This is a genomic window from Halomonas sp. MCCC 1A13316 (assembly GCF_014931605.1).
Classification (GTDB): domain Bacteria; phylum Pseudomonadota; class Gammaproteobacteria; order Pseudomonadales; family Halomonadaceae; genus Halomonas.
Genome location: NZ_CP053382.1, coordinates 4,222,610 through 4,236,865, shown reverse-complemented (window position 1 = coordinate 4,236,865; position 14,256 = coordinate 4,222,610). Strand labels below are relative to the sequence as shown.

General features: G+C 65.9%; 11 protein-coding genes. 9 read left to right on the top strand and 2 right to left on the bottom strand.

Going from position 1 to position 14,256, the window contains the following annotated elements; translation table 11 throughout:
* Positions 1-61: 61 nt before the first annotated feature.
* The 4 genes from dnaK (at position 62) to HNO52_RS19695 (ending at position 4,625) form a co-directional block, all read left to right on the top strand.
* Entirely contained in the window at positions 62-1,993 is a 1,932-nt protein-coding gene (dnaK, locus tag HNO52_RS19710; protein WP_197566855.1) for a molecular chaperone DnaK, read from the top strand.
* A 105-nt stretch (positions 1,994-2,098) separates the two neighbouring features.
* On the top strand, positions 2,099-3,250 hold the full coding sequence (gene dnaJ, locus HNO52_RS19705) for a molecular chaperone DnaJ (RefSeq protein ID WP_197566854.1): 1,152 nt from the start codon (positions 2,099-2,101) through the stop codon (positions 3,248-3,250).
* Between the two features lie 182 nt (positions 3,251-3,432).
* The gene (locus HNO52_RS19700) at positions 3,433-3,714 is read left to right on the top strand and encodes a DUF2218 domain-containing protein (RefSeq protein ID WP_197566853.1); all 282 of its coding nucleotides are present in this window, start codon (positions 3,433-3,435) and stop codon (positions 3,712-3,714) included.
* Positions 3,711-4,625: a DMT family transporter gene (locus tag HNO52_RS19695; RefSeq protein ID WP_232090405.1), complete on the top strand. Its 915-nt coding sequence runs from the start codon at positions 3,711-3,713 to the stop codon at positions 4,623-4,625. Before HNO52_RS19700 ends, HNO52_RS19695 begins: the two co-directional genes overlap by 4 nt.
* Here the strand turns inward: HNO52_RS19695 and HNO52_RS19690 are convergent.
* On the bottom strand, positions 4,622-6,586 hold the full coding sequence (locus HNO52_RS19690) for an MBL fold metallo-hydrolase (RefSeq protein ID WP_197566852.1): 1,965 nt from the start codon (positions 6,584-6,586) through the stop codon (positions 4,622-4,624). The two genes, HNO52_RS19695 and HNO52_RS19690, sit on opposite strands and share 4 nt — an antisense overlap.
* Before the next feature lie 134 nt (positions 6,587-6,720).
* Here HNO52_RS19690 and dapB point away from each other — a divergent pair, with 134 nt between their 5' ends.
* The 4 genes from dapB (at position 6,721) to greA (ending at position 12,938) form a co-directional block, all read left to right on the top strand.
* Entirely contained in the window at positions 6,721-7,524 is an 804-nt protein-coding gene (gene dapB, locus HNO52_RS19685) for a 4-hydroxy-tetrahydrodipicolinate reductase (RefSeq protein ID WP_197566851.1), read from the top strand.
* Between the two features lie 491 nt (positions 7,525-8,015).
* Entirely contained in the window at positions 8,016-9,161 is a 1,146-nt protein-coding gene (gene carA / locus HNO52_RS19680; protein WP_197569314.1) for a glutamine-hydrolyzing carbamoyl-phosphate synthase small subunit, read from the top strand.
* A 58-nt stretch (positions 9,162-9,219) separates the two neighbouring features.
* Positions 9,220-12,465: a carbamoyl-phosphate synthase large subunit gene (carB, locus tag HNO52_RS19675; RefSeq protein WP_197566850.1), complete on the top strand. Its 3,246-nt coding sequence runs from the start codon at positions 9,220-9,222 to the stop codon at positions 12,463-12,465.
* The gene (gene greA, locus HNO52_RS19670) at positions 12,462-12,938 is read left to right on the top strand and encodes a transcription elongation factor GreA (protein WP_197566849.1); all 477 of its coding nucleotides are present in this window, start codon (positions 12,462-12,464) and stop codon (positions 12,936-12,938) included. The genes carB and greA overlap by 4 nt, the downstream gene beginning before the upstream one ends.
* 98 nt (positions 12,939-13,036) lie before the next feature.
* Here the strand turns inward: greA and yhbY are convergent, their stop codons facing one another.
* Positions 13,037-13,363: a ribosome assembly RNA-binding protein YhbY gene (yhbY, locus tag HNO52_RS19665; RefSeq protein WP_197566848.1), complete on the bottom strand. Its 327-nt coding sequence runs from the start codon at positions 13,361-13,363 to the stop codon at positions 13,037-13,039.
* A gap of 163 nt (positions 13,364-13,526) precedes the next feature.
* On the opposite strand from yhbY, the gene rlmE reads away from it, so the two are divergent.
* Positions 13,527-14,183 (top strand): 23S rRNA (uridine(2552)-2'-O)-methyltransferase RlmE, encoded by a 657-nt coding sequence (rlmE, locus tag HNO52_RS19660; RefSeq protein WP_197566847.1) that lies wholly within the window; start codon positions 13,527-13,529, stop codon positions 14,181-14,183.
* The last annotated feature ends 73 nt before the right edge of the window (positions 14,184-14,256 follow it).

Genomic DNA, 14,256 nt, shown 5'->3' with positions numbered 1-14,256 from the left:
GTCAACCGCGGCAGATGCCGCTGAGATGGATTCAAGGCAAACGAATTTTCGAGGATTTCCTATGGGACGCATCATCGGTATTGACCTGGGGACCACCAACTCCTGTGTGGCCGTGCTCGACGGCGACAGCGCCAAGGTGATCGAGAACGCCGAAGGCGCCCGCACCACGCCCTCCATCATCGCCTACACCGATGATGGCGAGATCCTGGTGGGGCAGTCGGCCAAGCGGCAGGCGGTCACCAACCCGCAGAACACCCTGTACGCCATCAAGCGCCTGATCGGCCGTCGCTTCAAGGACGACGTGGTGCAGAAGGACATCAAAATGGTGCCCTACGGCATCGTCGAGGCCGACAACGGCGACGCCTGGGTGGAAGTGAAGGGCAAGAAGCTGGCACCGCCGCAGGTCAGCGCCGAAGTGCTGAAGAAGATGAAGAAGACCGCCGAGGACTACCTGGGCGAGACCGTCACCGAGGCGGTAATCACCGTGCCGGCCTACTTCAACGACTCCCAGCGTCAGGCCACCAAGGACGCCGGGCGCATCGCCGGTCTCGAGGTCAAGCGCATCATCAACGAGCCCACCGCGGCGGCGCTGGCCTACGGCATGGACAAGTCGCGCGGCGACAAGACCATCGCCGTATATGACCTGGGTGGCGGTACCTTCGACATTTCGATCATCGAAGTGGCCGATGTCGACGGCGAGACCCAGTTCGAGGTGCTGGCCACCAATGGCGACACCTTCCTGGGCGGCGAAGACTTCGACATGGCCCTGATCAACTATCTGGTCGAACAGTTCAAGGCCGACAGCGGCATCGACCTCTCGGGCGACAACCTGGCCATGCAGCGCCTCAAGGAAGCTGCCGAGAAGGCCAAGATCGAGCTGTCCAGCGCCCAGCAGACCGACGTCAACCTGCCCTACATCACGGCCGACAACACCGGTCCCAAGCACCTCAACGTGAAGGTGACCCGGGCCAAGCTGGAGTCGCTGGTAGAGGATCTGGTCCAGCGTTCCATGGGGCCGTGCAAGACCGCGCTGGCCGACGCCGGCCTGTCCGCCTCCGAGATCGACGACGTGATTCTGGTCGGCGGCCAGACCCGCATGCCGCTGGTGCAGAAGAAGGTTGCCGACTTCTTCGGTAAGGAAGCGCGCAAGGACGTCAACCCGGACGAGGCTGTGGCCGTGGGTGCGGCGATCCAGGGCGGCGTGCTGGGCGGCGACGTCAAGGACGTGCTGCTGCTCGACGTTACCCCGCTGACCCTGGGTATCGAGACCCTGGGTGGCGTGATGACGCCGCTGATCGAGAAGAACACCACCATCCCGACCAAAAAGACCCAGACCTTCTCGACCGCGGATGACAACCAGACCGCCGTGACCATCCACGTGCTGCAGGGCGAGCGCAAGCAGGCCGGTGGCAACAAGTCGCTGGGGCGCTTCGACTTGGCCGACATTCCGCCGGCGCCGCGCGGCGTGCCGCAGATCGAGGTCGCATTCGACCTGGATGCCAACGGCATTCTCAACGTGTCGGCCAAGGACAAGGCCACCGGCAAGGAGCAGTCGATTGTCATCAAGGCCTCCAGCGGCCTCTCCGACGACGAGATCGAGCAGATGGTCCGCGACGCCGAGGCGCATGCCGACGAGGACAAGAAGTTCGAGGAGCTGGTGGCCCTGCGCAACCAGGCCGACGGCATGGTCCATGCGGCCCGCAAGACCGTCCAGGAAGCCGGTGAGCACGCCACCGACGAGGAGAAGCAGGCCATCGAGACGGCCGCCTCCGAGCTGGAGGAAGCGCTCAAGGGTGACGACAAGGACGACATCCAGGCCAAGCTGGATACGCTGACCGAGGCCTCCGGCAACCTGGCGCAGAAGATGTATGCCGCTCAGGCCGAGGCCGCCCAGCAGGATGGTGGCGAAAGCCAGGAGGCCGGTGGCAAGCCGGAAGAGGACGTGGTCGACGCTGAGTACGAAGAAGTCAACGACGACCAGAAAAAGCAGTAATCGCCAAGGCGATGCCACGGACGACGGTAGCGCGGGGGGATGACTCCCGCGTTGCCGTTTCCGCGGATCGGGCAGAACTGCCTAGACCAGGAGGCGCATGGACCCATGTCCAAACGCGATTATTATGAGGTGCTCGGCGTCGAGCGCGAGGCCGACACCAAAGACATCAAGAAGGCCTACCGACGGCTGGCGCAGAAGTACCACCCGGACCGCAACCCGGATGACGACACCGCCGCCGAGAAGTTTCGCGAGGTCTCCGAGGCCTATGAGATTCTTGCCGACAGCGAGAAGCGTGCCGCCTACGACCAGTTCGGCCATGCCGGTGTAGACGGCCAGGCCGGCGGCTTCGGTGGTGGTGGCTTCGGCGGCGCCGGGGCCGGCGGCTTCAGCGATATCTTCGGCGACGTGTTCGGCGACATCTTCGGTGGCGGAGGCGGACGGCGCAGCCCCCATGCGCCGCAGCGCGGCAGCGATCTTCGCTACAACCTCGAACTCGATCTCGAGAGTGCCGTCGCCGGCACCACGGTGGACATCCGTGTGCCGCGTCACGTGGAGTGCGACCGCTGCGACGGCCAGGGTGCCGAGCCGGGCTCCACCAAGGAGACCTGCCCAACCTGTAACGGGCACGGCCAGGTGCGCATGCAGCAGGGCTTCTTCGCTGTGCAGCAGACCTGTCCCACCTGTCACGGCAGCGGCGTGCACATCAAGGTGCCGTGCCACAAGTGTCACGGCGAGGGCCGCATGCGCGAGACCCGCACCCTGTCGGTGAAGATTCCCGCCGGGGTGGATACCGGCGATCGCATTCGCCTCAACGGCGAGGGCGAGTCCGGCATCAACGGCGGCCCGCCCGGCGATCTCTACGTGCAGGTGGCGATCAAGCCGCACCATATCTTCCAGCGCGACGGCAAGCACCTGCAGTGCGAGGTGCCGATCAACTTCGTCGACGCCGCGCTGGGTGGCGAACTCGAAGTGCCGACGCTGGATGGCCGGGTCAAGCTCAAGATCCCGCCCGAGACCCAGACCGGCAAGCTCTTCCGCCTGCGCAGCAAGGGCGTCAAGCCGGTGCGCGGCGGCCCGCCAGGCGACCTGCTGTGCAAGGTGGTGGTGGAGACCCCGGTCAACCTCAACGAGGAGCAGAAGGCGCTGCTGCGCGAGCTTCAGGAGAGCCTGGGGGGCAGCAACAGCGCCCACCACTCACCCAAGAAGAGCGGCTTCTTCGACGGCGTGAAGAAGTTCTTCGAGGACATGAAGCCGTAAGGCCCGGCCTCGTTACTGCTAGCCCTCGATGCTCTAGGCATCGGGGGCTTTTCTTTATCCATCTCCTCCTTGGGAGGCGCGGTATCGAACGTGCTGTTTTGCTCAGCGGATCGACGAGGACTGGCGCCGATCCCGCCGCGCGTCTTAGTCTGTTAGCTCCCGTACGAATGGAGATCGTTGTTATGCCGATGTCGCGTGCCGAAGTCGTCACCGAATCCGGGGCGAGGCTGATGAGCCGGCTGTGCAAGCACTGGGCGCACAAGCTGGAGGTGGAGCAGGGCGAGGAGGAGAGCCGCGTGGTCTTCGATGAGGGCTCCTGCGTGATGCGCGTCGAGCCGGGCAAGCTGGTGGTGGCCGTCGAGGCGCTGGAGGAGGAGAGCCTCGACCGCCTGGAGGGTGTCATCGATTCCCACCTGCAGCGCATGGCGGGCGACGAGGAGCTGGCCATCGTCTGGGAAAATTGAGCGCGCCGATAACGCCCCGGCTTGCCCATCTAGGCATGCTGCTGTGGTCGCTGCTGGTAGGGCTGTCGTTTCCCGCCGTGGAACTGATGAGCAAGCTGCCGCCGCTGTCGCTCACCGCCCTGCGCTTCGCTATCGCCTGCGCCGGGCTGTGGTGGCTGGCGCGGCGCTCGGTGGATTTCCTGCCGCCCTGGCGGGTGCTGCCGCTCTATGCGCTGATGGGGCTGTGCCTGGCAGGGTTCTTCGGCGCCATGTTCTGGGCCGCCCATCATGCCACCGCGCTCTCCATGGCCACGCTCTACGTCACCGTACCGCTGCTGGCCTATCTGCTGGGGCTCGGGTTTCGCGTCGAGCGGCTGAGCTGGCAGCTGCCGGCGATCCTGGCGCTGGGCGCCTGCGGAGCGCTGGGGCTCGCCTTCGCCGAGTCGCTCAGCCACGGCGAAGGCATGAAGTTCGGCGTGGGCGAGGCGGTATTCTTCCTCGGCTGCGTGTCCTCGGCGCTCTACCCAGTGCTGAGCAAGTGGGGGTTGGCCCGCGAGTGGCTGCCCGAGTCGGCGGCGGTGCGCACCTTCTGGAGCCTGGGTCTGGGCGGCCTGCTGATCGGCGGGTTGGGGCTCGCCATCGAGCCCGCCGGCGAGCTTGCCACCATGCGCTGGCAGGATCAGGTCCTGGTGATCTACCTCGGGCTCTTCTCCAGCGCGCTCACCTTCTGGCTGATGCAGCGCGCCACCGCTGTGCTCACGCCCGGCGCCGTCACCGCCTACGGCTACATGGTGCCCTTCGTCTCCATGCTGCTGCTGTTCGTCACCGCACCCGAGCAGATCGGCTGGCAGTGGCTGCCTGGCAGTGCGCTGGTGCTCGCCGCCATCGGCCTGCTGCTGCGCCAGAACGGCAAGAACGCCCAGAAGCGTTAATCCGGCTCTTCGAAACCGGGTTCGCTGCCGGGGGTGGCAGCCAGGCGCGGGAAGTGGCGGCGTATCTCGGCGTAGAGCTCCCCCACGTCCTCCACATGGCGCCGCGAGAAGTGGAACGGCACCAGTTGGCCGACCTCGGCTGCGGCGGCGATCTCGCCACAGGCACGGGCCGTCAGATGCCCGGTGCGCCGGGCCTGTTCGATCTGGTCCTCGCGAAACGAGGCCTCGCAGAACAGCACCTCGGCACCGCGCGCAAGCGTGAGCAGGCGTTCTCGGTTTGCGGACGTGTCGCCGAAATCGGTGGCATAGACCAGGCGCTTCCCTGGCTGCGACATCAGCAGGCGCTGCGCCAGCCCGGCGGTCGACTGCCGTCTGCCGTCGGGCAGGGTGATTTCGGCATCAACGTTTCCGGCCAGCACGTTCTGTTTGAGTTCACCCAGCCATGGGCCGGGGGGCCAGCCGTGAGCTTCCAGGCGCTCCTTGCGTACCTTGATCTGAACGTCCGGGTCAAAGGCGAAGGCCAGCACCGGCGTGCCGTGGTCCAGCGTAACGGCGCGCACGCGAAAGCCGGGTTCGCGATGCAGTACGCCGCCTTCGACGTCCCGCGGGGAAAGCGCCTTCATCGGCTGGCCGGCCACCAGGCGATAGTGGGCCAGGCGCTCGCCGTGCAGCTCGAAGACCTCGAAGCGGGGCGCTTTCTCCTCGACACGATCCCACAGGATTCCGCGCATCAGTCCGTCCAGGTGCCCGGCAAGGCCGGGCGGCCCATAGACCCGGCACGGCGGATAGTCGCCGATGCGCGAGCGCAACAGCCACAGGAAGCCGCCAATATGGTCGAAGTGGGCATGGCTGATGTACACGTCGCTGACTTGGTGGGCCAGCCGGGCCGGCAGCCGGCCCGGGTCGCCCAGGTCGAACAGCAGGCTGCGCTTCGTGTGACGCAAACGCAGGTGCAGCAGAGGGTCGCCGAACACGCCGTTGACCAAGGTGGCGCGCACCCCATCGAGGCGCAGCGTGGGCCGTGGGCCGTCGTGCGTCTCCTGTGGCGCCAGCATGAGCGACGCGTCCTCGTCGGGTGTGACAGGGGGCAGGCGATAGGGGCGCGCAGTGCCTAGCCGACCCTCGGGATGGCGCATGGCGTCGCGAACCACCAGGGCGCGGGGCGTCGTTGCCGACACGGGAGCCCGCAGCCGTAGCCGACCGTCTTCCAGTGTCAGCACTTCGCCCATGGCCAGGGTGCCGCCAGCGGCATCGAGCAGGCCGACTTGTCGACCCTGCCAGGCGCTATTGGCGCGGTGCGGCGGAGGGGTGCCGACAATGGCCAGGTCGGCGAGATCGAGCTCCAAGGGGACAGCAGCGGACAGATAGGCGTCCCATGCTTCGGTACGTCGTTGGGTGCGAAGCTGGCGCCCTGGGTGGCGTGCTTCGCTGGCGGCTGGGAGGCTCAGCGACTCGAGGCCCAGCAGCATGCGCTCATCGAGGTAGGGGTCGGGCTCGCTTGTCGGGGCCAGACGCACCACGGCGTCGATCCGGCCGGCGCTGGCGAGAGCCAGCAGCAGCTCGGCGCCGCCGATGCCGCGCTCCACGCCCGGCGCATCGATGAGTAGCGGGCCGCCCACGGCCCACTCGGCAAGGCGGCGTACCGCCTCGACCAGCGGCAGACGAAAGCGCGAGCCGTCCAGGGTGGCCAGCGCCTCGATAGTCTCCAGTCTCCATTCGCCGTGGTCCCCCAGGGTTGGCTCCCAGCGACCCAGGCATACCGCGCCGGGCGGGCCGAAGCCGGGCAGGCCGGGGTCTGCCGCCAGGCAATGACATACCTCGCCGCGTTCGGCCAGCGCGATGGCGGCAGACCAGGCAAGAATCGACTTGCCGCTGCCGGGCGGGCCGGTCAGCAGGACTCGCGGACGGCGCTCCAGCAGTTCGAGCAGGGCGGAAACATGGGGCGGGGTCGTCGTCGTCATCGCGTTCCTTGCTCCGTAGGTCGCTATGCCCAGTGTGGGCGACAGTGCCCGTTCTGCCCAAGCGCTCGGCCCGGCGGGTCCGTGCTCTGGTATACTGCCCCTCGATTCCACTCTTCAGATTTTCAGGAGCCCGCATGACCCGTATCGCCATCGTCGGTGTCGCCGGCCGCATGGGCCGCACTTTGGTCAACGCCGTGCAGCAGGACGCCGGGGCCAGCCTGGCCGGCGGCATCGTCGAGCCGGGCAGTTCGCTAGCCGGAGCCGACATCGGCGAGCTGGCGGGTCTGGGCAAGCTGGGCGTGACCGCGGTGGATACGCTCGATGCCATCGTCGACGACTTCGACGTGCTGATCGATTTCACCGCGCCGCAGGTCACGCTGGCCAACCTGGCCTTTTGCGCCGACCACGGCAAGCGCATGGTGATTGGCACCACCGGCCTCTCCGACGACGAGCTGGCCGAGCTTGATAGTTACCGCGACCGGCTGCCCTTCGTCTTCGCCCCCAACATGAGCGTGGGGGTGAACCTGACCCTCAAGCTGCTGGAGACCGCGGCCAGGGCGCTGGGCGACGAGGGCTACGACATTGAAGTGATCGAGGCCCACCATCGCCACAAGGTCGACTCGCCCTCCGGCACTGCGCTGAGAATGGGCGAGGTGGTGGCCGAGAGCCTCGGACGAACGCTCAAGGAGCACGGCGTGTTCGAGCGCGTCGGTCAGTGCGGGCCGCGGGACCCCAAGGAGATCGGCTTCGCCACGGTGCGCGCCGGCGACATCGTCGGCGAACACACGGTGATGTTCGCCACCGAGGGCGAGCGCATCGAGATTACACACAAGGCCTCGAGCCGCATGACCTTCGCCAAGGGCGCGGTGCGTGCGGCGCGTTGGGTAGCTGATCAGGGTATTGGTCGGTATGGCATGCAGGACGTGCTGGGTCTCTGAGTTGCCCCGGGGCTTTCCCGAGGGCAGGCCTGCGAGGAGGCGCTGTGAACCCATCCCTGGGCGCTACCGATGCCCTGCAGCGCTCTCGCATCCTGCTTCGCTTGCAGGGCCGGTGCTGGCCATCCATGGCCAGCCCGTTCGGAGCAGTGCTCCTCACCCATGGCATCGGACCTCCTCTCCGGCCTGCCCTCGGCGCCCCTGAGGTGCGGCGGCAGACAACACTTCTGGCTCAGTAGGGGGTGGTCGAGCAGGGGAGAATCCTGTAACATCTCCAAAATTTTGGCCGGGCGCCTGAAATACAGCAGTCCAACTGCGCGCTTGTTGCGTGGCCAGCCCCGAGCAAAGACAACAAGCGGGATGAAACCGGTTCCTCAAATCGGCTTCGTCCCGCTTTTTTACGAGCCGAATCTGTCGCAATGACGATAGCCGCCGAGCCTGCGCCCCTCAGGCTCGCCTCAGCATGGGAGGACCTTGTCTTGAACAGCCCCGCATTGAACAGACCCGCGATATTGGCCCTGGAAGATGGCAGCATCTTCCACGGCACGGCCATCGGCGCCGATGGGCGAACCAGCGGTGAGGTGGTGTTCAATACGGCCATGACCGGCTATCAGGAGATCCTCACCGACCTCTCCTATACCCGGCAGATCGTGACCCTGACCTACCCGCACATCGGTAACACCGGCGTCAACGCCGAGGACGTCGAGTCCGACGGCATCGCCGCCGCCGGCCTGGTGATCCGCGACCTGCCGCTCATCGCCAGCAACTTCCGCTCCGAGCAGTCGCTCTCCGGCTATCTCAAGAGCCGCAACGTGCTCGGCATCGCCGACATCGACACCCGCCGCCTGACACGCATCCTGCGCGACAAGGGCGCCCAGAACGGGGCGATCCTGGCCGGCAGTGAAGCGGAAGGCGACGATGCCGTCGAGCGCGCGCTGGCTGCGGCGCGAGACTTCCCCGGGCTCAAGGGCATGGATCTGGCCAAGGAGGTCTCGTGCAAGCAGGCCTACGAGTGGAGCGAGGCCGAGTGGGTGCTGGGTCAGGGCAACGTCGATGCTGCAGGCAGCGAGCGCCCCTTCCACGTGGTGGTCTACGACTACGGCGTGAAGTACAACATCCTGCGTATGCTCGCCTCGCGCGGCTGCCGCCTCAGCGTGGTACCGGCGCAGACCCCGGCTGCGGAAGTGCTGGCCAAGAACCCCGATGGCATCCTGCTGGCCAACGGCCCCGGCGACCCCGAGCCCTGCGACTACGCCATCCAGGCGATCCGCGAAATTCTCGACACCGAGGTGCCCGTGTTCGGCATCTGTCTAGGCCACCAGCTGCTGGCGCTGGCCGCCGGTGCCAAGACGGTGAAGATGAACCATGGCCACCATGGCGCCAACCACCCGGTACAGGACCTCGCCAGCGGCCGCGTGATGATCACTAGCCAGAACCACGGCTTCGCCGTGGACGAGGCGAGCCTGCCGAACAACGTGCGCGCCATTCACCGTTCGCTATTCGACGGCACGCTGCAGGGCATCGAGCTGACCGACCGCGCGGCGTTCAGCTTCCAGGGACATCCGGAGGCGAGCCCCGGCCCGCGCGACGTGTCGCCGCTATTCGATCGCTTCGTGACGATGATGCGCGAGCGCCGCTGAGCCGCGCCGCCCATCGTTTCATAGCCAGTAACTACCGATTTCAGCTGCGGGAACCGACATGCCCAAGCGTACCGACATCAATAGCATCCTGATCATAGGCGCCGGACCCATCGTCATCGGCCAGGCGTGCGAGTTCGACTATTCCGGCGCCCAGGCCTGCAAGGCGCTGCGCGAGGAGGGCTTCCGGGTCATCCTGGTCAACTCCAATCCGGCCACCATCATGACCGACCCGTCGATGGCCGACGCCACCTACATCGAGCCGATCACCTGGCAGGCGGTGGAGAAGATCATCGAGGCCGAACGCCCCGACGCCATCCTGCCCACCATGGGCGGCCAGACCGCGCTCAACTGTGCGCTCGAACTCGACAAGCACGGCGTACTCGAGAAGTACGGCGTGGAGATGATCGGTGCCAACGCCGACGCCATCAACATGGCCGAGGACCGCGACCTCTTCGACCAGGCCATGAAGCGCATCGGCCTGGAGTGCCCCAAGGCCGAGGTGGCCCACACCATGGAGGAGGCGTGGCGCATCCAGGAGTCGCTGGGCTTCCCGGTGATCATTCGCCCCTCCTACACCATGGGCGGCTCCGGCGGCGGCGTGGCCTACAACAAGGAAGAATTCGAGGAGATCTGTACCCGCGGCTTCGAGCTCTCCAACAATCACGAGCTGCTGATCGACGAGTCGCTGCTGGGTTGGAAGGAGTACGAGATGGAGGTCGTTCGCGACAAGAACGACAACTGCATCATCGTCTGTGCGATCGAGAACTTCGATCCCATGGGCGTGCACACCGGCGATTCCATCACCGTGGCCCCAGCGCAGACGCTGACCGACAAGGAGTACCAGATCATGCGCGACGCATCGCTTGCGGTGCTGCGCGAGATCGGCGTCGAGACCGGCGGCTCCAACGTGCAGTTCGGCGTCGACCCCGACACCGGGCGCATGGTGGTGATCGAGATGAACCCCCGGGTGTCGCGTTCCTCGGCGTTGGCCTCCAAGGCCACCGGCTTCCCGATCGCCAAGATCGCCGCCAAGCTGGCGGTGGGCTATACCCTCGACGAACTCTCCAACGACATCACCGGCGGTCGCACCCCGGCGTCGTTCGAGCCGTCGATCGACTACGTGGTCACCAAGATCCCGCGCTTCACCTTCGAGAAGTTCCCTCAGGCCAACGATCGCCTGACCACCCAGATGAAGTCGGTGGGCGAGGTGATGGCCATCGGCCGTACCTTCCAGGAGTCGCTGCAGAAGGCGCTGCGTGGGCTCGAGACGGGCAACGACGGCCTCGACCCCAAGTTCCCCGAGCTCAAGGGCGGGGATTTCAGCGACGACGCCATGGCCCACATCAAGGGTGAGCTGCAGGCGGCCGGCGCCGAGCGCATCTTCTTCATCGCCGACGCCATGCGTGCCGGCATGAGCGTGGAGCAAATCTTCGCCCTGACCAGGATCGACCCCTGGTTCCTGGTCCAGCTCGAGGACCTGGTGCGCATCGAGCAGGACGTGGCCAAGCGCTCGCTCTCCGAATTTACCCCGCGGGAGCTGTTCGGCCTCAAGCGCAAGGGCTTCAGCGATGCGCGCCTGGCCGGGCTGCTCGGCGTCTCCGAGAAGGAGTTCCGCCGCACGCGCCAGAAGGCCGGCATTCGCCCGGTCTACAAGCGCGTCGATACCTGTGCCGCCGAATTCGCCTCGGACACCGCCTACATGTACTCCACCTACGAGGAGGAGTGCGAGGCCGAGGTTTCCGAGCGTAAGAAGATCATGGTGCTGGGCGGCGGGCCCAACCGCATCGGCCAAGGCATCGAGTTCGACTACTGCTGCGTCCATGCCGCCTTCGCCATGCGCGACGACGGCTATGAGACCATCATGGTCAACTGCAATCCGGAGACTGTCTCCACCGACTACGATACCTCCGATCGTCTCTACTTCGAGCCGGTGACCCTGGAGGACGTGCTGGAGATCGCCGACAAGGAAAAGCCGGTCGGTGTGATCGTGCAGTTCGGCGGCCAGACCCCGCTCAAACTGGCCCGTGAACTCGAGGCCGCCGGCGTGCCGATCATCGGCACCACGCCGGATGCCATCGACCGCGCCGAGGACCGCGAGCGCTTCCAGCAGATGATCGACAAGCTGGGCCTCAAGCAGCCGCCCAACGCCACCGCACGCAGCTTCGACGAGGCCTTCATCAAGGCCGAGGCGATCGGCTATCCGCTGGTGGTGCGCCCGAGCTACGTGCTCGGCGGCCGTGCCATGGAGATCGTCTACGACGCCTCGGAGCTCGAGAACTACATGACCCACGCGGTCAAGGTCTCCAACGACTCGCCGGTGCTGCTCGACCACTTCCTCAATGCCGCCATCGAGATCGACATCGACGCCGTCTCCGACGGGCAGCAGGTGGTGATCGGCGGCATCATGCAGCACATCGAGCAGGCCGGTGTGCACTCCGGCGACTCGGCCTGCGCGCTGCCGCCCTACTCGCTGCCCGCCGACGTGCAGGACGAGATGCGCGACCAGGTCAAGCGCATGGCCGTCGAGCTCGGCGTGGTGGGCCTGATGAATGTGCAGCTGGCCTGGCAGGACGATGAGATCTACGTCATCGAGGTCAACCCGCGCGCCTCGCGCACCGCGCCCTTCGTCTCCAAGTGCATCGGCACCTCGCTGGCCCAGGTTGCTGCCCGCTGCATGGCCGGCAAGTCGCTGGCCGAGCAGGGGTTCACTCGGGAAATCGTGCCGCACTTCTATAGCGTCAAGGAGGCGGTGTTCCCGTTCAACAAGTTCCCCGGCGTCGACCCGATCCTGTCGCCGGAGATGAAATCTACCGGCGAGGTGATGGGCTCCGGCGATACCTTTGCCGAGGCCTTCTACAAGGCGCAGCTGGGGGCCGGCGAGGCGATTCCCAAGCTCGAAGGCGAGCGCAAGGCGTTCCTCTCCGTGCGTGAGCCGGACAAGGCGGGAGTTATCGGAATCGCGCGTTCTTTGCTAGGATTGGGGTTCACACTGTGTGCGACCCGAGGCACTGCCACTGCCCTCGAAGCCGCTGGCCTCGAGGTGGAGGTTGTCAACAAGGTTTACGAAGGTCGTCCGCATATCGTCGATCTGCTCAAGAACGACGACATCGCCTACATCGTCAATACCACCGAGGGTCGCCAGGCGATCAACGACTCCTCGGTGATCCGTCGTACCGCGCTGGCCCGCAAGGTGCCCTATGCCACCACCCTGGCAGGGGCGAGTGCCGTTTGCATGGCGCTGGAATATGGCAATGAAATCACGGTACGGCGGTTACAGGAACTGCATGCAGGAGCAACGCAATGAACAAGGTCCCGATGACCGTTGCCGGCGAGGCACGCCTGCGCAAGGAGCTCGAGGAACTCAAGGGTGAGGCGCGTCCCAAGGTGATCGCGGCGATCGCCGAGGCTCGTGAGCACGGCGACCTCAAGGAGAACGCCGAGTATCATGCGGCGCGCGAGCAGCAGGGCTTCATCGAGGGGCGTATCCAGGAGATCGAAAGCAAGCTCTCCAACGCCCAGGTGATCGATGTGCACAAGTTGCCGCAGACCGGTAAGGTAATCTTCGGCGTCACCGTCGAACTGATCAATCTCGGCAACGACGACGAGGTCAGCTACCAGATCGTCGGCGAGGACGAGGCCGATATCAAGAGCGGCAAGATCTCCGTCACCTCGCCCATCGCCCGTGCCTTGATCGGCAAGGAAGAGGGCGATGTGGTGGTGGTCACCACGCCCGGTGGCGAGGTCGAGTACGAGATCTCAAGCGTCGAGCACCGCTGAGCTACGAGCTACGAGCCAGCAAAAAGCCCGCGACAGTTTGTCGCGGGCTTTTTGCGAAGTGGCTCGCGGCCCGAAGACCGCCGCTGGCGCGTCAGCACCTAATGGCGGCCGTGGTGATTCTCGAAGCGCTTGACGTTGGATAGCTTGGGGTTGGCCTGGGGGCTCTTGCGATAGAGCAGCGCCATCTTGCCGATGGTCTGCACGCGCTCGGCTCCACTGGCGGCCAGCAGCTCCTCAAGCATTGCGGCGCGATCGTCGCGCTCGGCCAAGGCCAGCTTCACCTTGATCAGCTCGTGATCGGCGAGCGCCCGGTCGAGTTCGGCCAGCACGCCCTCGGAAACGCCGTTCTCAGAGACCGTCACCACCGGGTTGAGATGGTGACCGATGCTGCGGAATGCTTTCTTTTGTGCCTGTGACAAGCTCATGGTATCTTGCGTCTTCCCGGTTGCGCGTAACCTGCCATGGTACGGTGAAACGCGCGCCGGCGAAAGCATGGCGAGGCCTGAGTTCGGTCTCGCACAGCTCCGCGTCATACCGAATCGGGCCGGCGTGCCTGCGCAGTTCGGAATCTTCAGTCAAGGTGATCGTGTGGCTCGATCCACTTCCCCGCCCCGCGGTGGCAAGCAGGCTGCCAGCAAGAGCTCGGCTTCCTGGCTTAAAGAACACTTCGACGACCGCTTCGTGCAGCAGAGCTGGCAGGACGGCTATCGTAGCCGCGCCAGCTACAAGTTGCTGGCGCTCGACGACAAGGACCGCCTGCTCAAGCCTGGCATGAGCGTGATCGACCTGGGCGCGGCCCCGGGTGGCTGGAGCCAGGTGGCGGCGGACAGGGTCGGCCCGGAGGGGGTGGTGATCGCTTCCGATCTCCTTGAGATGGATGCCCTGGCCGGCGTCGAGTTCATTCAGGGTGATTTCACCGAGGAAGCCGTGCTCGAGGCAATCCTCGCTGCCCTGGACGGGCGGCCGGTGGACCTTGTGATGTCCGACATGGCCCCCAATATGAGTGGTATGAGCGCCATCGACCAGCCCCAGGCGATGTATCTGGTGGAGCTGGCCCTCGATCTGGCGCGCCAGACCCTGAGGCCCGGTGGCCGGTTCCTGGCGAAGGTGTTCCAGGGCGAGGGTTTCGATGCCTACCTGAAGGAGCTGCGTGACAGCTTTTCCAAGGTGATGACCCGCAAGCCGGAGGCCTCTCGCGCTCGTTCGCGCGAGGTTTACCTGCTGGCGGATGGATTCCGCGGCTGAGCCGGTATTGCCGGCTCGGCACTTCCCGACCGGCCAGGCCGGTCCCGATAGCGACAGACTAACGGCGCAATGG

What these genes read in the sequence shown, in the direction of transcription:
- dapB (WP_197566851.1), top strand. Translation starts at nt 6,721, where the DNA reads ATGACCCGTATCGCCATCGTCGGTGTCGCCGGCCGCATGGGCCGCACT.
- yhbY (WP_197566848.1), bottom strand. Translation starts at nt 13,363, where the DNA reads ATGAGCTTGTCACAGGCACAAAAGAAAGCATTCCGCAGCATCGGTCAC.
- greA (WP_197566849.1), top strand. Translation starts at nt 12,462, where the DNA reads ATGAACAAGGTCCCGATGACCGTTGCCGGCGAGGCACGCCTGCGCAAG.
- carB (WP_197566850.1), top strand. Translation starts at nt 9,220, where the DNA reads ATGCCCAAGCGTACCGACATCAATAGCATCCTGATCATAGGCGCCGGA.
- dnaJ (WP_197566854.1), top strand. Translation starts at nt 2,099, where the DNA reads ATGTCCAAACGCGATTATTATGAGGTGCTCGGCGTCGAGCGCGAGGCC.
- HNO52_RS19700 (WP_197566853.1), top strand. Translation starts at nt 3,433, where the DNA reads ATGCCGATGTCGCGTGCCGAAGTCGTCACCGAATCCGGGGCGAGGCTG.
- HNO52_RS19690 (WP_197566852.1), bottom strand. Translation starts at nt 6,586, where the DNA reads ATGACGACGACGACCCCGCCCCATGTTTCCGCCCTGCTCGAACTGCTG.
- dnaK (WP_197566855.1), top strand. Translation starts at nt 62, where the DNA reads ATGGGACGCATCATCGGTATTGACCTGGGGACCACCAACTCCTGTGTG.